This window comes from Kribbella italica (assembly GCF_014205135.1).
Classification (GTDB): domain Bacteria; phylum Actinomycetota; class Actinomycetes; order Propionibacteriales; family Kribbellaceae; genus Kribbella; species Kribbella italica.
Window position 1 is genome coordinate 3,664,446 of record NZ_JACHMY010000001.1, and the last position, 22,289, is coordinate 3,686,734.

16 protein-coding genes are annotated in these 22,289 nt (G+C 69.0%); 7 read left to right on the forward strand and 9 right to left on the reverse strand.

The window, feature by feature from the left end; all coding sequences use genetic code 11:
• The first annotated feature begins 53 nt into the window (after positions 1-53).
• Positions 54-533 carry a hypothetical protein gene (locus HDA39_RS16940; RefSeq protein ID WP_184796167.1) on the forward strand — a complete coding sequence of 160 codons (480 nt, stop codon included), beginning with the start codon at positions 54-56 and terminating at the stop codon, positions 531-533.
• A 46-nt stretch (positions 534-579) separates the two neighbouring features.
• Here the strand turns inward: HDA39_RS16940 and glgP are convergent, their stop codons facing one another.
• The gene (gene glgP / locus HDA39_RS16945; RefSeq protein WP_184796168.1) at positions 580-3,177 is read right to left on the reverse strand and encodes an alpha-glucan family phosphorylase; all 2,598 of its coding nucleotides are present in this window, start codon (positions 3,175-3,177) and stop codon (positions 580-582) included.
• Positions 3,178-3,422: 245 nt separating this feature from the next.
• On the opposite strand from glgP, the gene HDA39_RS16950 reads away from it, so the two are divergent.
• Complete coding sequence (locus HDA39_RS16950) at positions 3,423-5,411, forward strand: alpha-1,4-glucan--maltose-1-phosphate maltosyltransferase (protein ID WP_184796169.1); 1,989 nt, start codon at positions 3,423-3,425, stop codon at positions 5,409-5,411.
• Here HDA39_RS16950 and HDA39_RS16955 read toward each other — a convergent pair.
• Positions 5,408-6,583: a threonine synthase gene (locus tag HDA39_RS16955; protein WP_184796170.1), complete on the reverse strand. Its 1,176-nt coding sequence runs from the start codon at positions 6,581-6,583 to the stop codon at positions 5,408-5,410. The genes HDA39_RS16950 and HDA39_RS16955 overlap by 4 nt on opposite strands.
• A 19-nt stretch (positions 6,584-6,602) precedes the next feature.
• Positions 6,603-7,175, reverse strand: a complete 573-nt coding sequence (locus tag HDA39_RS16960; protein ID WP_184796171.1) for a winged helix-turn-helix domain-containing protein — start codon at positions 7,173-7,175, stop codon at positions 6,603-6,605.
• A gap of 289 nt (positions 7,176-7,464) precedes the next feature.
• Between HDA39_RS16960 and HDA39_RS16965 the strand changes: the two genes are divergently transcribed.
• The 3 genes from HDA39_RS16965 (at position 7,465) to HDA39_RS16975 (ending at position 15,553) form a co-directional block, all read left to right on the forward strand.
• Positions 7,465-11,868, forward strand: coding sequence for a S8 family serine peptidase (locus HDA39_RS16965; protein ID WP_184796172.1), 4,404 nt, complete (start codon positions 7,465-7,467; stop codon positions 11,866-11,868).
• A gap of 167 nt (positions 11,869-12,035) precedes the next feature.
• Positions 12,036-14,246 (forward strand): glycoside hydrolase domain-containing protein, encoded by a 2,211-nt coding sequence (locus HDA39_RS16970; protein WP_184796173.1) that lies wholly within the window; start codon positions 12,036-12,038, stop codon positions 14,244-14,246.
• Positions 14,243-15,553: a glycosyltransferase gene (locus HDA39_RS16975; RefSeq protein WP_184796174.1), complete on the forward strand. Its 1,311-nt coding sequence runs from the start codon at positions 14,243-14,245 to the stop codon at positions 15,551-15,553. The genes HDA39_RS16970 and HDA39_RS16975 overlap by 4 nt, the downstream gene beginning before the upstream one ends.
• Before the next feature lie 120 nt (positions 15,554-15,673).
• Here HDA39_RS16975 and HDA39_RS16980 read toward each other — a convergent pair whose 3' ends face one another.
• Genes HDA39_RS16980 through HDA39_RS16995 form a run of 4 tightly spaced genes read right to left on the reverse strand, consistent with a single transcriptional unit; the run spans position 15,674 to position 18,297 of the window.
• Positions 15,674-16,810 (reverse strand): methyltransferase domain-containing protein, encoded by a 1,137-nt coding sequence (locus tag HDA39_RS16980; protein WP_184796175.1) that lies wholly within the window; start codon positions 16,808-16,810, stop codon positions 15,674-15,676.
• On the reverse strand, positions 16,810-17,757 hold the full coding sequence (gene tgmB / locus HDA39_RS16985; RefSeq protein ID WP_184796176.1) for an ATP-grasp ribosomal peptide maturase: 948 nt from the start codon (positions 17,755-17,757) through the stop codon (positions 16,810-16,812). The genes HDA39_RS16980 and tgmB overlap by 1 nt, the downstream gene beginning before the upstream one ends.
• Positions 17,758-17,759: 2 nt before the next feature.
• Positions 17,760-17,990, reverse strand: coding sequence for a putative ATP-grasp-modified RiPP (tgmA, locus tag HDA39_RS16990; protein ID WP_184796177.1), 231 nt, complete (start codon positions 17,988-17,990; stop codon positions 17,760-17,762).
• A gap of 1 nt (position 17,991) precedes the next feature.
• The gene (locus HDA39_RS16995) at positions 17,992-18,297 is read right to left on the reverse strand and encodes a hypothetical protein (protein ID WP_184796178.1); all 306 of its coding nucleotides are present in this window, start codon (positions 18,295-18,297) and stop codon (positions 17,992-17,994) included.
• 191 nt (positions 18,298-18,488) lie between these two features.
• Here HDA39_RS16995 and HDA39_RS17000 point away from each other — a divergent pair, with 191 nt between their 5' ends.
• On the forward strand, positions 18,489-19,274 hold the full coding sequence (locus HDA39_RS17000) for a GntR family transcriptional regulator (protein ID WP_184796179.1): 786 nt from the start codon (positions 18,489-18,491) through the stop codon (positions 19,272-19,274).
• A gap of 3 nt (positions 19,275-19,277) precedes the next feature.
• Positions 19,278-19,796 carry a GNAT family N-acetyltransferase gene (locus HDA39_RS17005; protein WP_184796180.1) on the forward strand — a complete coding sequence of 173 codons (519 nt, stop codon included), beginning with the start codon at positions 19,278-19,280 and terminating at the stop codon, positions 19,794-19,796.
• A 162-nt stretch (positions 19,797-19,958) separates the two neighbouring features.
• Here the strand turns inward: HDA39_RS17005 and HDA39_RS17010 are convergent, their stop codons facing one another.
• Together HDA39_RS17010 and HDA39_RS17015 are read right to left on the reverse strand one after the other, a co-directional pair.
• A complete protein-coding gene (locus HDA39_RS17010) occupies positions 19,959-20,516 on the reverse strand; it encodes a winged helix-turn-helix domain-containing protein (protein WP_184796181.1) in 558 nt (185 codons plus the stop codon).
• Positions 20,517-20,891: 375 nt separating this feature from the next.
• Positions 20,892-22,154, reverse strand: coding sequence for a glycoside hydrolase family 18 protein (locus HDA39_RS17015; protein WP_184796182.1), 1,263 nt, complete (start codon positions 22,152-22,154; stop codon positions 20,892-20,894).
• Positions 22,155-22,289: the final 135 nt, after the last annotated feature.

A 22,289-nucleotide genomic window follows, 5' to 3' on the forward strand; every position in this document is an offset into this window, starting at 1 on the left:
GAGCCTCCTCCGGGCCGACGCCCCGAAGGCCCTTGCTGCAGGACGATTCCGGCATGAGTACTTCGTGGCGACTCTCAGGACGGACGCGCAAGCTGACGCTGGTGGTGCACATCGCGTCGGTCGGGTCGTGGCTGGGGCTCGACGTGGCGATGGCCGTGCTGGTCTTCACCGCGCTCGGGACCGGCGACGTGGAGACCAAGGCGTTGTGCTTCCGCGCACTCGAGCTGGTGACCATCTGGCCGATGACGATCTCCGGGCTGACCTGCCTGGTCACCGGGGTGTTGCTTGCCTACGGCAGCAAGTACGGGCTGGTGAAGTACTGGTGGGTGGTGGTGAAGCTCGGGCTCAACCTGTTGCTCAGCACCCTCATCCTGATCGCGCTCAGGCCGGGCGTCGTCGACCTGGCGGAGAAGGGTGCCGAGGGCAACGCCGTCGACCTGGTCTTCCCGCCGATCGTGTCCCCGACCCTGCTGATGGTCGCGGTCGTCCTGTCGGTGTTCAAACCGTGGGGACGCTTGCGCCGCAAGAACTGAAGAAGGGCCGGGCACCCTGCTAGGTGCCCGGCCCTTCCCGGCTAGCTCAGAACTCCGAGCCGGCCGGCAGGTCCGGGGTGTCCGGGTCCTCGGGGTCCGACGGGCCCGCGGCCAGGCCGAGCTCGGCCGGGCTGGCGAGCATCGGGTGCTTCGGCAGGACGCGCACGGTGTAACCGAACGGGCCGGTGCGGTCGAGCTTCAGCTCACCCTCGAAGCGGTGCCGGTTGCCCTCGTAGGTCTCCGCCAGCTTCAGCGAGACCCGCACGGCGTCGGTGATCTCGTCGGCCGAGTCCACCCGGCCGTGCAGTGCCTCGACGTCGATGTCGTCCGGGGTCAGCTCGCCGAGCGTCACGAACGCGCGGATCCCGACCGTAGTCCCCAGTTGCGGGACGTCGCCCAGGCCCTGCAGCTCGACGTGGTCGACGCGGATCTGCGGCCAGGCCGCCCGGACCTGCTTCTTCCACGCGGCCAGCTGCCGGGCGCCGTCGTACGTCGAGTTGAGCTGCCGCGACGAGTGCGCCGCCGGGACGTAGAGCCGCTCGACGTAGTCGCGGACCATCCGGGTGGCGAGCACCTTCGGGCCGAGCTCCTTGATCGTGTGCCGCAGCATCTCGATCCAGCGGCCCGGGACCTCACCGTCGTAGAACCGCGGCGCGACCTGCTTCTCGATCAGGTCGTACAGCGCGTGCGCCTCGAGGTCGTCGCGGCGGTCGGTGTCCTCGATGCCCTCGGCCGACGGGATCGCCCAGCCGAACTCGTCGTCGTACCACTCGTCCCACCAGCCGTCACGGATGGACAGGTTGAGCGCGCCGTTCAGCGCCGCCTTCATGCCGGACGTGCCACACGCCTCGTACGGACGCAGCGGGTTGTTCAGCCAGACGTCGCAGCCCGGGTACATCGGCTGCGCCAGCGCGATGTCGTAGTCGGGCACGAAGACGATCCGGTGCCGGACCTCCGGGTCGTCGGCGAACCGGACCATCTCCTGGATCAGCTTCTTGCCGCCCTCGTCGGCCGGGTGCGCCTTGCCGGCGATCACGATCTGGATCGGCCGGGTCGGGTGCAGCAGCAGCGCCTTCAGCCGCTCCGGGTCACGCAGCATCAGCGTCAGCCGCTTGTACGACGGAACGCGGCGGGCGAAGCCCACCGTCAGCACGTCCGGGTCGAGGATCGAGTCGACCCAGCCCAGCTCGGCCTCGCTGGCCCCGCGGTTCACCCACGACGCGCGGACGCGGGCCCGGGTGTCGTCGATGAAGCGCTGGCGGAGCATCCGCTTGGTTTCCCACAGGGCCGCGTCCGTGGTCTTGTCCAGACCCTCGAACATGCCCTCGGAGTCACCCTGGTCGGCGTTCGCGTAGGTGAGCGCCGAGATCTCGCGCGCCACCCAGGTCGGCGCGTGCACGCCGTTGGTGATCGAGCTGATCGGGACGTCGGACGGGTCGAAGCTCGGCCACAGGCCGGCGAACATCCCGCGGCTGACCACACCGTGCAGCTTGGAGACGCCGTTCGCCCTCTGAGCGAGGCGAAGGCCCATGATCGCCATGTTGAAGACGCTCGGGTCGCCGTTCTCGAAGTCCTCGGCGCCGAGCGCCAGGATCCGGTCGATCGGGACGCCGTCGCCGAACACGTCCGGCGAGAAGTGCTGCTGGATCAGCTCGACCGGGAACCGGTCGATCCCGGCCGGGACCGGGGTGTGGGTGGTGAACACGGTGCCGCCGCGGGCGACCTCGAGCGCGGTGTCGAAGTCGAGGCCCTGGTCGGTGGCCAGCTCGCGGATCCGCTCGACGCCGAGGAAACCGGCGTGGCCCTCGTTGGTGTGGAAGGCCTCCGGGGCCGCGTGGCCGGTGATCCGGCAGAAGGCGCGGACCGCGCGGACACCACCGACACCGAGCAGCAGCTCCTGGAGCAGACGGTGCTCGGTCGTCCCGCCGTACAGGCGGTCGGTCACCTCGCGCTCGGCCGGCTCGTTCTCCTCCATGTCGGAGTCGAGCATCAGCAGCGGCACGCGGCCGACCTGGGCGACCCAGATCTGCGCCCGCAGCTCACGGCCACCGGGCAGGGTCACGGTGACGGTCGCGGGTGCGTCACCGTCGCGGAGCAGGCTGATCGGCAGCCCGTCCGGGTCGACCAACGGGTAGCGCTCCTGCTGCCAGCCCTCGCGGTTCAGCGACTGGCCGAAGTAGCCGTGGCGGTAGAGCAGCCCGACACCGATCAGCGGTACGCCGAGGTCGCTGGCGGCCTTCAGGTGGTCGCCGGCCAGGATGCCGAGACCGCCGGAGTACTGCGGCAGCACGTGGGTGATGCCGAACTCCGGGGAGAAGTAGGCCACCGAGCTGACCGGCGAACCGGCGTCGGCCTGGAACCAGCGGTCGTCGGTGACGTACCCGTTCAGGTCGTTCACGGCCAGCTCGAGCCGGCGCAGGAAGGCGTGGTCGGCGGCCAGCTCGTCCAGGCGGGCCGCGGGGACCTCGCCGAGCAGCCGGACCGGGTCGCCGCCGGTGCTGCGCCACAGTTGCGGGTCGACAGCCTCGAACACGTCCTGCGTCTCGGGGTGCCAGGCCCAGCGCAGGTTGTTCACCAGGGTGCCGAGGCCGGTCAGCGGCTCGGGCAGGACAGGGCGGACGGAGAATCGTCGTATCGCTCGCACCGGGACACCGTAGCGCCCTGGCCGGGCCGCGGCACCTTCGGTATGCATCGATTTTGCAACACGAGCAAGAACTTGCAGAGCCCTCAGGCGGGAGACCGCACGGAATTCGTGCAGGATGGTCCGCAGTGTGGACGAACCACGCCGCTTGCATGTCACGCGGTCGCTTCGGGAACCGATAACGTCATACCTGCCAACTCTTCATGACCGGTTCCAGCGACGCCGAAAGCGAAGGTTCATCGACCACCATGACTGGGCGCATCCCGATCACCGACGTCACCCCGACCGTCGACGCCGGAGCGTATCCGGCCAAGGCCTCGGTGGGCGAGACGTTCACCATCGCGGCCAACGTGTTCCGTGAGGGCCACGACGCGGTGAACGCGAACGTCGTCCTGACGTCGCCGTCGGGCCAGACCAGACGGATGCTGATGACCCCGGTCGGTCAGGGGTCGGACCAGTGGACCGTCGACGTCACGCTGCAGGAGCAGGGCGCGTGGACGTTCGCCGTCGAAGGCTGGAGCGACCCGTACGGCACCTGGCGGCACAACGCCGAGATCAAGGTGCCGGCCGGGATCGACGTCGACCTGATGTTCGCCGAGGGCGCCGCGTTCTTCGACCGCGCGGCCGCCGGCGTACCGCCTGCCGTCCGGCTGGACCGCAGCACGCTGGGCGACGCCGCGCAGGCGCTGGCCAACGGCGCGCTGCCGCCGGAGGCCCGGCTCGCCGCCGGCATCTCCCCGCAGGTCCGCTCGGCGCTCGGCCGGTACCCGGTCCGCGAGCTGATCACCTCCTCGGAGACCTACCCGGTCTGGGTCGACCGCCAGCTCGCGCTGTACGGCAGCTGGTACGAGTTCTTCCCGCGCTCCGAGGGCGCCGTGTACGACGAGGCAGCCGGCGAGTGGAAGTCCGGCACCTTCCGGACGGCCGCCGAGCGCCTCGACGCGGTCGCCGCGATGGGCTTCGACGTGCTGTACGTCCCGCCGGTGCACCCGATCGGCCAGTCGTACCGCAAGGGCCCGAACAACACCCTCGACCCGAAGCCGGGCGACCCGGGCTCGCCGTGGGCGATCGGCTCCGAGGACGGCGGCCACGACGCGATCCACCCCGAGCTCGGCACCTTCGAGGACTTCGACTTCTTCGTCGGCCGGGCCCGTGAGCTCGGGCTCGAGGTCGCGATCGACCTCGCGCTGCAGGCCTCGCCGGACCACCCGTGGGTCAAGGAGCACCCGAAGTGGTTCTCGGTCCGCGCCGACGGCTCGATCGCCTACGCGGAGAACCCGCCGAAGAAGTACCAGGACATCTACCCGATCAACTTCGACAACGACCCCGAGGGCATCTACGCCGAGGTGCTGCGGGTGGTGAAGCTGTGGATCGACCACGGCGTGACGGTGTTCCGCGTCGACAACCCGCACACCAAGCCGGTCAACTTCTGGCAGTGGCTGCTCGGCGAGGTCCGGCAGACCGACCCGGACGTGGTCTTCCTGTCCGAGGCGTTCACCCGCCGCCCGATGATGCAGGAGCTGGCCAAGGTCGGCTTCCACCAGTCGTACACCTACTTCACCTGGCGCAACGAGAAGTGGGAGCTCGAGGAGTACCTGACCGAGCTGACGTCGGAGACCGGCCACTTCCTGCGGCCGAACTTCTTCGTCAACACCCCGGACATCCTGACGGCGTACCTGCAGTACGGCGGGCCGGGCGCGTTCAAGATCCGCGCCGCGATCGCCGCGACGTCGTCGCCGGCCTGGGGCGTGTACGCCGGGTACGAGCTGTTCGAGCACGTCGCGCTGCGGCCGGGCTCGGAGGAGTACCTGGACACCGAGAAGTTCCAGCTCCGCCCGCGCGACTGGGCGGCCGCGGAGGCCGAGGGACGCACGCTCGCGCCGTACCTGACACTGCTGAACGCCGTACGGCGCCGCCATCCGGCGCTGCAGCAGCTGCGCAACCTGAGCCTGCACACTGTCGAGGACGAAGCGATCCTGTGCTTCTCCAAGCGCACCACCGGCCCGGACGGCCACACCGACACGGTCATCGTCGTGGTCAACACCGACCCGCACGCGGTCCGCGAGACGATGGTCCACCTGGACATGCCCGCCCTCGGAATGCGCGCCGACGACACCTTCACGGTCTACGACGAAATCACCGGCGCCACGTGGCGCTGGGGCCAGAGCAACTACGTGAAGCTCGACCCCAACGGCGACCCGTGCCACATCCTCGCCGTACGGCGCGGGCAGGCCTAGAGCTCGGCCGTTTCCGGGTACTTGAGGCCCGTGCCGGTGTTCAGGGCAACGACTGTCTCGCCGGGCTTGATCCAGCCGGCTTCTCGTAGGTGCTTGACGGCGGCGAAGTTGGCGGCTCCTTCGGGGCAGACGAAGGAGCCCTCCAGCTCGGCGCAGCGGCGGACGGCGGCGAGGATCTCCTCGTCGGTGACGGCGACGGCGCAGCCGTTGGTATCGCGGATCGCCTGCAGGACGAGGAAATCACCGAGCGCCTTCGGCACGGTGATGCCGAAGGCAACTGTTTTCGCGTCCGGCCACGGCTCGCTCTCCGGCTTACCCTGCTCCCACGCCTGCACGATCGGCGCACACCCGGTGGCCTGTACGGCGACCAGCCGCGGCAGCGGGCCCTCGACCCAGCCGAGCTCGAGCAGCTCGTTCAGCGCCTTCCAGATCCCGATCAGCCCGACGCCGCCGCCGGTCGGGTAGAGGATCACGTCCGGCAGCGTCCACCCGAGTTGCTCGGCGATCTCCAGGCCCATCGTCTTCTTGCCCTCGATCCGGTAGGGCTCCTTCAGCGTCGACACGTCCTGGTAGCCCTCGCGGACCGCGAGCTGCTCACGGATCCACACGCCCGCGTCGCTGATCAGCCCGTCGATCAGCTTCAGCTCCGCCCCGACGACGGTGACCTCGCGCCGGCAGATCTCCGGCGCCGCCTCCGGCATCGCGATCAGCGCCTCCATCCCGGCCCGGACGCCGTACGCCGCCCACGCGGACCCGGCGTTGCCGTTCGTCGGCATCGCGATCTTCCGGACGCCGACCTCCTTGGCCCGCGAGACACCGACGGCCGCGCCGCGCGCCTTGAAGGTGCCGGTCGGGATCAGGCCCTCGTCCTTCATCAGCAGGTTCTCGACGCCGAGCTCAGCGCCGTACGCCGGCAGCCGGAGCAGCGGCGTCATCCCTTCCCCCAGCGTGACGATGTTCGCCGGATCGCGGACCGGCAGCAGCTCGTGGTACCGCCACAGATCCGGCGGCCGGGCCGCGACGTCCTCCTTGGTCAGCCCCGCCCGGATCTCGTCCAGGTCGTAGCGGACCAGCAGCGGCGACCCGCACGAGCACAGCCCGATCACCTGGTCCGGGTCGTGGCGGAGGCCGCACTGAGGACATTCCAGCTGGGTCAGAGCAGAGAAGCGCACGAGGTCGCAGGGTACTCCGTCAGCCTGCCCGCAATCCGGTGATCGCCGGGCGCTGGTGATCGGCCAACCGGAACCCCGTACCTCGTACGGCGTCGATGGTGACCGTCGTCCCGAGCTCGTCGAGCTTGCGCCGCAGCCGCTTGACCAGCGAGTGCACGTCCGCCGTACCGCGCAGGTGCCGGTTACGCCAGACCGCCTGGTGCAGCTCCTCGTAGGTCCACACCTTGACCGGCTCGGTCATCAGCTTGGTGAGCAGGTCGTGCTCGAGGTCGGTCAGCGGCGCCTCTCTCCCCCGCCACTGCGCGACCGACCGGCGCGAGTCGATCGTCAAGGCGTCCCCGGTACGGCGGGCGTCCGGCGTACGGGGTGGTTCGGCCGGCGCGGCCGGAGCCGGTGGCGGGTCCTGGGCGGGCGTGAGCAGTCTGCGCAGCTCGTCCAGGCTGGACACGAGCAGCAGCGGAGCGACGTCGTCAACCAGCTCGGCAAGCCGGACGCGCTCTTCGACGGATGCGGCGACGGCGATCAGCAGCGGGAACTCCTGCTGATCGATGGTTCCGTCATCACCTGGGGCGGGGACACGGGCGGTGACCATCCGATCACGATGTCAACCTCTGCCTCTTATCGTCAACGGACTGACAAAATCTGGCGGAACTTGCCCAGAACCGCCCCACCCCTGGTGACAACTTGCTCACGAAGTGTGCTTGTTCGCGCCGATGTCTGACACATAAGGTCCACGTCAGGCTCGCAGCGTCACAGCTTGCGACCTGGGGGGCACGGGGCGTCGCAGAACCGGTTCATCACGACCGGCGCGGCCACCGGCACCTCTGCACCATGACTCGGGGGAGTCGACTCGGGGTCGTCCAAGTGAGGGGCTGCAGAGAATGTCACACGTGAGACGAAGGGGCCTGGCCAGATCACTGGTGAGTGCCCTGGCGGCAGTAGCCGTCGTCGCGACCGGGCTGGCCGCCACCGGCGCCGCCCAGGCCGCACCGCCTACGAAGCCGGCCGCCGACCCGGCGTCCAAGATCAAGCCGGAGCTGCTCAGCAAGCTCCAGGGCAAGGACGCCAAGGAAGCCACCGACTACTGGGTCCGGTTCGCCGCCAAGGCCGACCTGACCAAGGCGTCCGCGATCGCGGACTGGAACGCCCGCGGTACGGCGGTCGCCGCGGCGCTGCGCAAGACCGCGACCGAGAGCCAGGCCACCGTCAAGGCCGAGCTCGACGCGCAGCACGTCAAGTACCAGACCTTCTGGGGCACCAACGCGATCCGGATCAACGGCGGCTCGCTGGCGCTGGCGCAGAACCTGGCCCAGCACGCCGAGGTCGAGGGGCTGTACAACCCGACCGCGATCGAGGTGCCGAAGATCACCCAGGGCGTCAACGAGCGGCAGATCAATGCCATCGAGTGGGGCCTGGCCAACATCAACGCCGACGACGTCTGGTCGCAGTACGGCGACAAGGGCCAGGGCATCGTCATCGCCAACATCGACACCGGCGTCCAGTTCGACCACCCGGCGCTGGTGAACTCCTACCGTGGCAACCTGGGCGGCGGGCAGTTCGACCACAACTACAACTGGTTCGACGCGGCCGGTACGTCGCCGACCAAGCCCGCCGACGGCAACGGTCACGGCACCCACACGATGGGCACGATGGCCGGTGACGACGGCGCGGGCAACCAGATCGGCGTCGCCCCGGCGGTGAAGTGGATCGCGGCGAACGGGTGCTGCCCGAGCGACGCGGCCCTGATCACCTCCGGCCAGTGGATGCTCGAGCCGACCAACCTCGCCGGGCAGAACCCCGACGCGAGCAAGCGGCCCAACATCATCAACAACTCGTGGGGAACCACGCTGCCCTCCAACGACCCGTTCATGGAGGACGTCACCAACGCCTGGACCGCCTCCGGCATCTTCGGCACCTGGTCGAACGGCAACAGCGGCTCGGCCTGCCAGACCAGCGGCTCACCGGGCAGTCTGGTCAGCAACTACTCGGCCGGCGCCTACGACATCAACAACAACATCGCCAGCTTCTCCGCGCGCGGTGTGGGCCAGAACGGCGAGATCAAGCCGAACCTCGCGGCTCCGGGTGTGAACGTGCGCTCGAGCGTCCCGGGCAACGCCTACGCCAGCTTCAACGGCACCTCGATGGCCGCACCGCACCTCGCGGGCACCATCGCGCTGCTGTGGTCGGCCGCACCAGCGCTGAAGGGCGACATCGCGGCCACCCGCGCGCTGCTCGACAACTCCTCGGTCGACAAGGCCGACGCCCAGTGCGGTGGCACCACCGACGACAACAACGTCTTCGGCGAAGGACGGCTGGACGCGCTCGCGCTGCTGAACGCCGCCCCGATCGGTGACACCGGCACGCTGACCGGCAAGGTCACCGCCGCCGGTGCCGCGCTCGCCGGCGCCTCGGTGACGGTGACGGCCGAGGGTCAGGCCGACCGCGTGCTGTCCACCGGTGCCGACGGCCGCTACTCCTCCGTGCTGCCGGCCGGCGACTACTCGCTGACCGCCGCGTCGTTCGGCTACAAGAGCCAGACGGCGACCGCCACGGTGACCACCAACGCGACAACCACCAAGGACTTCGCGCTGGAGTCCGCGCCGGCCGTCAACATCGGCGGCACGGTCACCGACGGCTCCGGCCACGGCTGGCCGCTGTACGCGAAGGTCAGCGTCGAGGGGCCGGGTGGCGTGTTCGACTACACCACCCCGACCAACGGCCGGTACAGCTTCAAGGTGCCGTCCGGCAACGCCTACACGCTGAAGGTCGAGTCGCAGTACCCGGGCTACGAGACCGTCAGCCAGCCGGTCACGGTCGGCGCGGGCAACGTCACCAAGAACATCGCCGTACCGGTTCGTTCGGACGCCTGCGCCACGGCGCCGGGCTACCGCAACGGCTCGGACGGCCTCTACGAGACCTTCGACGCCGCGGCCGCTCCGAGCGGCTGGACCGTCGTGGACAACAAGGGCAACGGCCAGGTCTGGGCCTTCGACGACCCGGGCAACCGGGGCAACCTGACCGGTGGCGGCGGCGGCTTCGCCATCGCCGACAGCGACGAGTTCGGCTCCGGCCAGTCGCAGGACACCTCGCTGGTCAGCCCGTCGGTGGACCTGACCGACGTCGCGGCGCCGGTGATCCGCTTCAACCAGGACTTCAACTGGCTGGGCGGCGAGAAGGCCGACGTCGACCTGTCGATCGACGGCGGGACCACCTGGGCCAACGTGCTCACCCAGGGCGCGGACGTCCGGGGCGTCAAGGAGATCGCGATCCCGCAGGCGGCCGGCAAGTCCGCCGTCCAGGTTCGCTTCCACTACTACGACGCCGCGTACGAATGGTGGTGGCAGGTCGACAGCGTGCTGATCGGCAGCCAGATCACCTGTGAGCCGACCGGCGGCGGCATCGTCGTCGGCAACGTCAAGGACGCCAACACCGGCAGCTTCGTCAACGGCGCCGTCGTCACCCGTGACGACAAGGCCACGGAGACCGCCACCACCGTCGCGACGCCGGAGGACACCGGTCTGAACGACGGCTTCTACTGGCTGTACTCCGCCGACTCCGGCGCGCACAGCTACACCGCCAAGGCCGGCGGCTACGTCAGCTCCGCCCAGAACGTCGACGTGGAAGCCGACTGGGTCACCCCGGCCGACTTCACGCTGGCCGCCGGCAAGCTGACCGTCACCCCGGGGGCGATCGAGGGCAACCTCAAGCTGCCCACCGGCAAGGTCACCAAGTCCTTCACGGTCAAGAATACCGGCGGAGCGCCGGTCGACGTGAAGTTCGGTGAGCGCGACGGTGGCTTCGAGATCGCGAACGCGAACGGCTCGAAGACCACCAAGTCCCAGGTCCTCACCGGCCAGGGCGCGCCGCTGCAGCGGCTGTCGGTGCCGACCTCGTTCGGCAGCAAGATGTCCGGCAAGATGCCGGTCGCTCCCGCCGTACCGAAGCCGCTCGCGGCTCCGTGGGCCGACATCGCCGACTACCCGGCGGTCGTGATGGACAACCGCGTGGTCAACCTCGACGGCAAGATCTACTCGATCGCCGGCGGCAACGGCACCGCGTCCAGCGCGAACAGCTACGTGTACGACCCGGCCTCCCTGGCCTGGACCGCGATCGCCCCGCTCCCGGGCGCCCGCAACGCGATCACCGTCGGCGCCGTCGGCGGCAAGATCGTCGCCAGCTCCGGCTGGGGTACCGCCGGCCCGGACGCCGCGACCTGGTCCTACGACCCGGCCGCGAACGCCTGGTCCGCCGTCGCCAACAACCCGGCGCCGCGTGCGGCCGCCGGCCAGGCCGTCCTGGACGGCAAGCTGTACGCGATCGGTGGCTGCACCACGGCCGGTTGCACCCCGATGTCGAACACCGCGGTGGTGTACGACGCGGGAGCCAACACCTGGGCGCCGATCGCGAACTACCCGAAGTCGGTGGCGTTCGCCTCCTGCGGCGCGATCGACGGCAAGATCTACTGCTCCGGCGGTAACGACGGCGTCGCCGCGCAGAAGAGCGGCTACGTCTACGACCCGGCCACCGACGCCTGGTCGCCGATCGCCGACTCCCCGGCCGACCACTGGGCGGCGTCGTTCGCCGTCGCCGGTGGCAAGCTGCTGGTCGTCGGCGGTGTCCAGACCGGCGCGGTCACGAACGCGGGCTTCGCGTTCGACGCCGCCGCCGGCACCTGGGCGTCGCTGCCGAACGCCAACCAGCCGCGGTACCGCGGTGGCGCGGCGTGCGGCTTCTACAAGGTCGGCGGCTCGTCCGGCGGCTTCACCGCGACCGTCGACAGCGAGGCCCTGCCGGGTCTCGAGGACTGCGCCGAGTCGTCGGCCGACGTCAGCTGGCTGAGCATCGACAAGACCGAGGCCACCCTGGCCCCGGGCGCCAGCACGACGGTCAAGGTCACGCTCACCGCGAGCGTCGACCAGCCCGGTAAGTACACCGGGGCGGTCACCATCGCCGAGAACACGCCGTACAGCGTGGACAACGTCGCCGTGACGATGAACGTCACCCCGCCGACCACGTGGAGCAAGCTGTCCGGCACGGTCACCGGGGTCGCCACCAGCGGCACCAGTGCCCCGCTGCCCGGCGCCATCGTCCAGGTCGACTCGTGGGCCTCGTCGTACACGTTCACCACGGACACCAGCGGCAACTACGCCTACTGGCTGGACCGCCGCAACAACCCGCTCACCCTCATCGCCGCCAAGGACGGCTACAAGCCCCAGACCCGATCCACCCGCCTGGTAGCAGGCGAGCCGGTCGTGGAGGACTTCGCGCTGAAGTCCATCAAGTAGTCATCACGGAGCAACAGCCCGGCCCTCGCCCAGGAACGTCTGGGCGGGGGCCGGGTGCATTGACTGCTCGGCCCGAACGTAATCCGGGCGTCTCTTGTGGTCCACGTGGGTGAAACATGGGCTTCTTACCTTGAGAGCCCATGTCGGGCGCTTGAGGCGGTGAGCCCATGTTCGAGCAGGTTGACCCGTTCATCGGGACCGGGGCCACTGACCTGCCTGCGCCGAAGGGGCTGGCAGCAACTTGGTGGTGGCCGAAGCCGCAGGTGGGGAACACTCATCCGGGGGCGATGCATCCGTTCGGGATGGTGTCGGCCTGTGCGTACTCGGGGGCCTATCCGACCGGGTACGGGTTGTACGACTTCAACACCGAGGGCGTGCCCGGCCTGCTGCACGACCGGCCGGTCGCCTCCGGATTCACCCACTTCCAGCAGTCCGGCACCGGTGCGATCCGTAAGTACTACAACTACTTCCGGGTGACGCCGATGCTCGGGCCGCTCGACGACCTGGGCACCAACTGGGACCTGCGGGACGAGGTGGCCGAGCCCGGCTACTACGCGGCGACGCTGAGCTCGGGGGTGCGTTGCGAGGTGACGGTCGGCCCCAAGTCGGCCGTCCATCGGTACACCTTCCCGGCGTACGACGCCGCCCGGATCGTCATCGACGCCTCGACCGGCGGGCTGGCCATCCCGCACAGCCGGACGGTGCCGCTCAAGGCACACCTGGCGATGCTGGAGCCGGGGGTGGCTCAGGGCGAGATCCACGTCGAGGGTGTGCCGCTGGCCGTGCACCTGGAGGTCGACGCCCCGGGCTGGCGGCAGTTGCTCTGGTACGACCGGCGCCTGATGCCCGGCGGTACCCGCCTCGACTTCGACTACATCCGGCCGACCACCTTGCGGCCGTTCGGGCTGATGTTCATGGGACCCTCGCGGGCCGAGCAGACCGTCGAGGTACGGCTGGGGTTCTCGCTGCGGGGGTGCGCGAAGGCCCGCGACAACCTGCACGCGGACGTCGGCCGAACCCAGGCGGCCTTCGCCGGGCGGCGCGACCGGACAGCGGCCACCTGGCGCGACCACCTCGGCAAGGTCGAGATCGACGCCGGGTCCGACGACCAGGCAACGGTGTTCGGTACGGCGCTCTACCACTCGCTGGTCAAGCCGAGCTTCGCCCCGGACGAGAGCCCGTCGTGGACGACCGAGGGCCCGTACGCGTTCGACATCTGCACCCTGTGGGACATCTACCGCACGCAACTGCCACTGATGACCACGTTGTTCCCGGAGCGTTCGGTCGCGCTGGCCGGCGCGATGCTGTCGATCGCCGAGCAGGAGGGCAACCTGCCGATCGGCTACCGGATGGCCAAGGGCGCCGATCGGTTCTCCCGGCAGGGCAGCGCTCTCGCGCACACCTTCTTCGCCGACCTGTGCCAACTGGATCTGCCGGGGATCGACTGGGACTGGGCCATGGTGCACCTGGAGCTGGACCTGCGCCGGACGTACGGCGAGGACTACCTGGTGCACGGTGTGGCGCACCCGATCAGCCACACCCTCGACCTGGCGTACGCCTACCACTGCACCGCGGCGATCGCCCACAGGGTGCGCGACCGGCCGCTGGCCCAGCAGATGCGCGAGCTCGCCGAAGGCTGGCAAGCGGCGTACGACCCGGGCACCGGGTTGCTACGCGACTCGACCTTCTACGAGGGCGGCCGATGGAACTACTCCTTCCGGCTGCTGCACGACATGCGTGCCCGGATCGCGCTGGCCGGCGGTGACGAGGCGTTCGTCAGGCTGCTCGATCGGTTCTTCGGGTACGACGCGCTGTCGGTCGTCCAACCGGGTGTGGCGCCGAGCGTGGCCGAGATGAACGCCGGCTACGGCCTGTCCCGGTTCGAGGGGCTGAACAACGAACCGGACTACGAGGCGCCGTGGGCCTACCACTACGCCGGGCGCCCGGACCGGACCGCCGAGGTGGTGCACGCCGCGATCGCCAACCAGTTCGGCACCGGCCGCGGTGGGCTGCCGGGCAACGACGACTCCGGCGGGTTGTCCGCCTGGTACGTGTGGGCGACGCTCGGGCTGTTCCCGGTCGCCGGGCAGAGCCTGTTCCTGGTGAGCGCGCCGGCCGTGGCGGAGTCCACGCTTCAGCTGCCGGAGGGCGACCTGTCGATCACCACGACGGGGTTCGAGCCGGTCGAGGCCGGCGGACCGGTCTCCTACGTCCAGTCCCTCGCGGTGGACGGCAAGACCCTCGAACGCCCGTGGATCTCCGGCCGGGAGCTGCGGCACATCCGCAACCTGCACCTCGAGCTCGGCCCGCGGCCCTCCGGCTGGGGCAGCCGCGTCAGGCCACCGTCAACATCCGACACCCTGGGAGGTGAGGCATGAGCATCGCCGACGACACGCTCGTCCCGTCCGGACCCAACCGCCGCCTGGTCATCGTTGTCCGTGCCGACCCGGTGATCTGCGGGCACTCCGGCGAGGCGCGGTGCCTCGCGGAGGTGGCGCTCACCCGCGGGTTCGACGACGTACGGATCGTGACCTGGCCGCTGGATGCGCTGGAGGCGGCCGGGCTGCCGATGAAGCCGCTGGACGGCGTACTGCCGTACAGCCCTGGCATCACCGTCGAGCGGCCCGGTCCCGTGGGCGACTACCGGGTTCCGGACGGGCGCTACCTGTCCGGGCTCATCGGGCGGCTGGTCGAGTTGTTCAGCGACGGCGTACCGACGGTGGCGATGTCGCTGTACCTGAGCCCGCATGCGATCGCCGTACAGGAGGCCGCGCAGGTGGCGCGCCGGATCGGGCCCGCCCGGGTCGTCACTGTCGCTGAGGCAGTGGGCTCCGACATCACCAACGTGGTGCGCGAGTGCGTGGCGACCGGGCGGTTCGGAGCGGCTGCGCACATCCTGTCGGTCTATCTGGAGGCCGACCACTGTGTGGCGGTGTCGGAGTACACGAGGGAGTTGATCGTCGCCTCGGCGGCGACGCTGGACGCCATGCACGGTACGACGTTCGCGCAGCGGTGCCGTGAACGGATCGCGATCTCCTACCCGGCGGTCGACTCCTGGTCGTACCTGTCACTCACCGAGGACAGGATCGCCGAAACCCTGGCCCGGCGAGGGCTTTCGCGGGACGGGTACGTGCTGTTCCTGTCCCGGATCGCGTCGGCGAAGGGCATCGACGACCTGATCGACGCGTACGCCGGATCGCGATCGGCCGAGCGCGTGCAACTGGTCCTGGCCGGTCGCGGACCACAGGAGGACGAGGTGGTCGCGCGGGTGGCAGCAGCAGGCCTCGGCGACCGCGTCCGGATCCTCACCGACGTGGACGACGCAGAAAAACCCGCCCTGATGGCCGGCAGCGCGGCCTTCGTCCTCCCCACGCGCGAGCAGCCCGAGTTCGTGGAAACCTTCGGCATCGCCCTGGTCGAAAAGGCGCTGGCCGGCGGCGGCCCCATCATCACCTGCGCCACCGGCGGCGTCCCCGAAGCAGTAGGCGACACAGCCCTGCTGGTCCCCCAGCACGACCCAACCACCCTACGAACCGTCCTCGACGAGGTCATCTGCGACTGGACCCCCACCCAACGATCCGAAGCCGAACACTACGCCCGAACCCACGCCCTCCAGTTCGACCGAGCCCAAGTCTTCGACCGCCTCTTCACCCTCACCGAACCATCTGCCGCTCACGTCGCCTGAACCCAAGGGATGCAAGGGCAGAAAGAAAGAGAACAAGAGAACAGAGTTAGGCCGTAGGTCCATCCCAGGTGCCCAAGGTGCAGGTTCACTGCGGCTGAGGTCCCGCCGCCGCGCACCTGGTCAGAGGTCGACCATCCACTGCCCATCGGGGCTGGCCAGGCTGCCTCGATCTGGGTGTAGCTCGACGCTCAGCTCGTGGAGTGGGAAGCGGTCGGCCGCTTCCCACGTGCGTTGGACATCGTCGAGCTCGTCCCAGAGGCGGCGCGGGCCGGACTGGTGCACGGTGCCGCTCGCGCCTTCGGCTCTTGCCCAGGACCCGTCCGACGCGAGCAGCCACAGGATCCCGGTGCCGTCGTCGCAGGTGGCGGATCGGTTCTCGATGTCCGGGGTGGTGAGTTCGAACAGGCAGCGAAGCTCCCAGTCGGACCACAGGTCTGGCATCGGGCCGGTCAGGCTGCGCACCTCTTCGCCGTCTTGGTCTCGTGCTGCGGTGTAGACCTCGTCCAGACGTGCTGGGTAGTCGGGAGCTTGGCGGGTGCGCATGAAGCTCGCCGGCCCTGGCTGAACCCGCCCGCGGGCGACGCCGTCCGTGCCCATGTCGGCGCTGATGAGCAACGACGTACCGACGATGGTCGTCACGATCCGCCCGCCGGGACGCAGAGCCTCAAGCCAACTCGATGGGATCGGCCGGACCGACACCGTCGCGACGATCCGGTCGTACTCGCCCTCAGGCAGCGAGCCCGTCGCATCCGCCACCTCGATCCGAGGCGTCCGCCCGAAGCCGGCCAGCCGCTCCCCCGCCGCCTCGACCAGGTAGCGGTCGATGTCGATGCTGGTCACCGGGTCGTCGCCGAGCCGGTGAGCCAGCAACGCGGCGGAGTAGCCCGATCCAGTGCCAACGTCGAGCACTCGATCCGCCGGCTGCGGATCAAGCAGGTGCAGCATGTCCACGATCAGCCCGGGCAGCGTCGACGAAGAGGTCGGCAGACCGCCCTGCCTCGCTCCCACCTCGGCGTGGTCAGCATGGTGCTCCCCGACCCGAGTCACGAGCGTCTCGTTGCCGTGCACCCGCTCCCAAGGCTGCTCAGGATCAGGCGCACGAAGCCCCCAAACAAACGGATAGCTGTCCGGCACCGGCTCCCACCACCGCGGCACCAGCAGATGCCGCGGTGTTGCACGCACCGCGTCATGCCACTCCGGGGCCGCACCCGTGATCTCAGCCGCGAGCTTCCGGGCGGCCTCGGTCCAGTCAGCCACTAGCCGTCCTTTCCTTGCAGGGCATCAGCCATCGCCTCCACCATCGGCACCCCGGCCTTGACCGCCAACCAGTGCCACTGACCGTTCGGGTTCACCTCGAAGAACACCCAGCGCCCATCCGGAGTCACGGCAAAGTCCAGGGCGCCGAAGAACAGACCCAGCTCATTCATCAGCAGTCGGACGCCTTTCTCCACGTCCACCGGCAGCTCGACCGGCTCGTACGTCAGAGACGCATAGTCGGTTCGCCAGTCGAGCTTGGCAGCTTCGCTCCCGGCGTGGATCGCCACCGCGAACATCTGCTCGCCGATGACGGTGAGCCGAACCTCGTACGCCTTCGAAACCCGCTCCTGGAAGAGATGCGCCGTACCTGCCAGCCCCTCGTCGATCTGGTCCCTACGCAGCAACGTTGTCGGCAGATAACGATGCCGCCGATTGGCGGTGAGGACGCCGCCACTGAGGCCTTTGTAGATCACTTCGTCCGGTCCGACGAACTCCCGGGCGTAATCCGCATCGGAGGTGATCGTCGTACGGGGAACCTCAAGGCCGGCACGAGCCGCGACAGCGAGCTGGACCGGCTTGTAGTTGGCGGCCGAGTCCTTGGCCGGGTGGTTGATCCATCGAACCGGCAGCGAGCCCAGTACGCCCAGTACCCCGACCCGCGCCTCCGACAGCGCGAAGGCGCGAGCCTCGTCCGGCCATTCGCTCGGCACACTGAACTCGGCCGGACGACGCCACCACACGGAACTGATCGCGTCGAGGTCGACGACCCGCTCCCCCGTCAGCCCTCCGTCCCAGCCGTCTGGACCCAACGTGACGGCCAACCTCGACGACAGCGGAAAATCGGCAGTGTCGTACCGAACGACCGAGGTCCCACGGAGGGTCAGTTCATCGACAACCGCGTCCGCCGTCAGGTCGTCGCGGCCGGTCAGCACCAGGACGGTGGCCATCGTCAGTAGTTGTCGGTCGAGTTGTCCGACCCCGGACGCTGACCGTCGGGGATCGGCGTCTCGGTGTTCGTCTCCGGCAGCGCCGCCGCAATGGCGTGGTACGGGTTGCCGGTCGCCGACACGTTCAGCTGCAGATTCGCGCTGTACGACATCGGCAGCTTCATCGGCGCAGTCTCCGGGCCGGAAGCCAGGTGACGGACACCGAACGGCACAGCAATCAGATCGTTGCTCATTTCATTCTCCTTGGTGGGCGTGACGCAAAGCGGCCGGCGCAGCGGACCGGCACGGCGGGGTGTCCTCGGGGTCTTCGAACGGGTCCGGATCGAGCCAGCGAATGTCTGATGCGCCAAGGTGGCCGTGGATCTCGAGGAGGTCGTACAGGCTCGCCCAGAGCGTCAGCGCGGGATGTCGGCCGAGCCACTTGAGGGCGACCCACTGGTGACCCTCGTGATCAGGTGGAAACTCCAGACCGATGGCCACGACACCCGTACCGCTGACGCCGGACGGATCGCGATATCGGTACAGCTCGAAGCGGCGCATCAGGGGCCACCTGCCGAACCGTCAATCTGGTCGGACATCGACGCCCCTTCCGGAAGTGTGCCCTCACTATGACAATTAGTGACTGGCTTAAGCCAGTGTGACCAAACCCTCCGTGCAGTGTCAAGCACTGGCTCAAGCCAGCGCCTACGATGGACCGACGAAACAAGGCAGCACCTGGCGAGGAGTGCGTGATGAGGGAGGTTGCGACGAACCCCGACAAGGAACCTGCGAGCCGGACGATCGAGCGCGACCTGCGGCGCAGGATCGAGGACGGCGACTTGGCCGTCGGCGACAGACTGCCCTCCGAACGGAACCTGGCCGAGCAGTACGGCGTAGCTCGCAACACGGCCCGCGAAGCGATCCGCCTCCTGGCCGAACAGGGACTGGTCACCATCCGTCACGGCAGCGGCGTCACGGTGCGCGGTAAAACGCGCCTGCTGCGCTTCGGATCCGAGCGCTACGCCCGCACACTGCGTCAGGAGACCGGACTGTCTCCGTTCCGTGCCGAGGTGTCCCGGCAGGGGCGCGAAGCGAGCGTCGACTGCAGGTCGATCACCCGCATCAGCCCGCCGGCCGAGATCGCCGAGCGATTGCAGATCGATCCGGAGACCGAGACCGTCGTACGGCGGGAGAACTGGTACTACGCCGACAACGAGCCGATGCAGGTCGGCGTCACCTTTGCCCCCTGGTCGATCGTGGAGGGTACGCCGGTGGCCGACTCCGCACAGATGGGCAAGGGCAGCCTGTACGCGCGGTTCGAGGAGCGCGGTCACGCCATCACGACCATCCGCGAGGAAGTCACCGCGCGAATGCCAACGCCGGACGAAGCCAAAGGTTTGCGGATTCCGGACGCCGTACCGGTCCTCGAAGTCACGCATACCGGCATCGATCAGAACGGGGCACCGTTCGAAGTCACGATCTTCACCATGCGTGCCGACTACAACGGCCTGGACTATCGAATGCCTGTGGAGGACTGACCTGTGCCAGATCCCATCATTCGCCCGCGCCAGGACGACGACCTCGAGCCGGCGGGCGCCGCCCTGGTCGACGTCCACAGCACAGACGGTTACCCGGTCGAGGGCGTCGCGGATCCAGTCGCCTGGCTCGAGCCCGATGGGCTGATCAGTTCCTGGATCGCCGAACTGGACGGTCAGATCGTCGGGCATGTGGCGATCAGCGAACCGCAACCCGGTGACGACGCGGTCCGGCTCTGGCTGGAGCAGTCCGACGACACAGTCGACAAGGTGGCGGTGGTCGGGCGCTTGTTCGTCACCAAGGCGGCCCGCCGCAAGGCGATCGGAGAGAAACTGGCTCGCGCTGTCGTGACCGACCCCCTGGTCCGCGGCAAGCGCCTGGTCCTCGACGTGATGGACAAGGACCAGGACGCCATCCGGCTGTACGAACGACTCGGGCTTCAGAAGATCGGGACCGCAACCCACACGTTCGGCGAGGGCCAGACGATCACGGCGCACTGCTACGTCGTGCCTGAGATCCCGTAGCACCGATGCTTTCCAGATAGCCCGGCGCAGCAGCACTCTCTCCCTCAGCCACAGCGTGTCTGTGCTTTGGGCACTGCGGATGGGCCAGCGGCCTCACTCTATTCTCTTTGTTCTTGTTCTTGTCTCTTGCCTTTTGTTCTTTGCCTTTGTGTCTATCTCTTGTCAGGCGGCTGGGAGCAAGTGGAAGCCGACGCCTCGGACTGCGTGGATGGTTACTGTCGCGCCGAGGTGGGCGAGTTTTTGGCGGAGGCGTTTTACTACCGAGTGGATGTGGGAGCCGTGGCCGAGGTGTTCGTTGCCCCAGACGGCGTGGTGGAGGTGTTGGTAGGTCCAGACCTGGCCCGGTTTTTGGACCAGGCAGTGGAGGAAGTCGTGTTCCAGGCGGGTCAGGGGGACCTCGCGGTCCTTCCAGCGGACGACTCGGCGGTCCTCGTCGAGGCGGAGGGCGGCGGGGAGGGCGACCACGTTGCCGGTTCTGGGCAGGGGTGCCTCGATCTGGGCAGGAGCTTCAACCGGCGGGTCCGGCGGGAGGACTCCGGGGGTCAGTACGACGGGCTGGGAGCCGGTGCCGGTGGTGAGGTCCAGGAAGGCTCGGGCCTGGTCGGCGCTGGAGACCAGGAGCAAGGCCTCGGCACCGCTCAGCAGGCGTGCCAGTTGGACGCGTTCGGCACTGGTCGTGGCGACGCCGATGATCAACGACGAGTCCGGCACAGTCTCCATGGAGGCCCCTCCGCTCAAACGTTTGCCGGGTCAGGCGCAGGGACCAGTACGCTCAACCGCGAAGGCTAAGTCAAGGGAAACCCTGCGCGACCGGGTGGCACAAATGCGACCTGGCCGAGACCGGCCACTCCCGGAGCCGCCGTAGTAGCGGCCTCCGGACAGGCCGGTACGCCGTACTGCGAACGCCCGCAGTACGGCGTACGCCCGGCCGCGCCGCCAGACGCGGAGCCGGGAGACGGGGGAACCGAGCAGCCCGCCACCTGTGGTGGGCGGCGACCGGCCAGGCCCGCGGCACGCCGGCAACAGCGGACGTGGAGGCGCCCGGACCCTCTGCCGGACGGGGCAGAAGGACCGGACGCGGGAAGGGCTGCCGGATCAGCCGATGGTCTTGACGGCGGTGATCAGGGCGCCGTCGGTGGTGTCGCCGGACAACTCCCAGAAGAAGGCGCCGCCGAGACCCTGCTGGTTCGCGTAGCCCATCTTGCTGCGGATCGTCGCGGGGGTGTCGTAGCCCCACCACTGCCCGTTGCAGAACGCGTACGCCGTACCGCCGACGGTCCCGGTGGACGGGCAGCGGGTGGAGATCAGCTTGTAGTCCTCGATGCCGGCCTCGTACTTGCCCGGTGCCGCACCCGTCGCGGTACCGCCCGGGGCGGCCTGCGTGACGCCGGTCCAGCCGCGGCCGTAGAAGCCGATGCCGAGCAGCAGCTTGGACGCCGGGATGCCCTTGGACTTGAGCTTCTGGATCGCCGCGTCGCTGTGGAAGCCGGCGGTCGGGATCCCGTCGTACGACGTGAGCGGCGAGTGCGGAGCCGTCGGGCCCTGGGCCGCGAAGGCGCCGAAGTAGTCGTACGTCATCGGCATGATCCAGTCGAGCTTGCCGGCCGCCGTCGCGTAGTCGGTGGCGTCGATCTTGCCGCCGTCGGTGCCGTCGGCGGTGATCGCGGCGGTCACCAGCGCGGACGACCCGAACTTGGTACGCAGCGCGCTGATCACGTTGTTGAACGCGTTCGGCCCGGACGTGTCACAGCTCAGGCCGCAGGCGTTCGGGTACTCCCAGTCGATGTCGATGCCGTCGAACACGTCGGCCCAGCGCGGGTCCTCGACCAGCGCGTGGCAGGACTCGGCGAAGGCGGCCGGGTTCTTGGCGGCCTCGGTGAAGCCGCCGGACCAGGTCCAGCCGCCGAACGACCAGACCACCTTGATGTTCGGGAACTCCTTCTTCAGCTTGCGCAGCTGATTGAAGTTGCCGCGCAGCGCGCCGGTGTCCCAGGTGTCCGCGACGCCGTCGACCGAGCCGGCCGCGTCGTACGCCTTGTCGTACGCCGCGTACGAGTCGCCCATCGTGCAACGGCCGCCGGTGGTGTTGCCGAAGGCGTAGACGATGTTGGTCAGCTTGGCGGCCGACCCGCTCGTCTTGATGTTCTTCACGTGGTAGTTGCGGTCGTAGACACCCCACTCGGTGAAGTAGCCGACGACGCGCTTGCCCGCGGCAACCGCGTTGTCCTGCTGCGCGACCACCTGCGTCGGCAGGGACCGGCCGTTGTCGGACGGGGTGGCCGCGACCGCGGCGGGGACCACTCCGGTACCGAGCAGTGCGAGCGCGGCGACCAGGGTGGGCAGGGTACGGATCCTCATGGTGTTCCTCCAGGGGGGCGGGAGAGGCACTGTCCGCACCCTACTCAGCACACCGGGTTAAGAAAAGAAGAAACCCAAATAAAAATGTTCACGTGATCACCGAACCGTTGGGTGTCCTGCCTCCCAGCCCCGGCG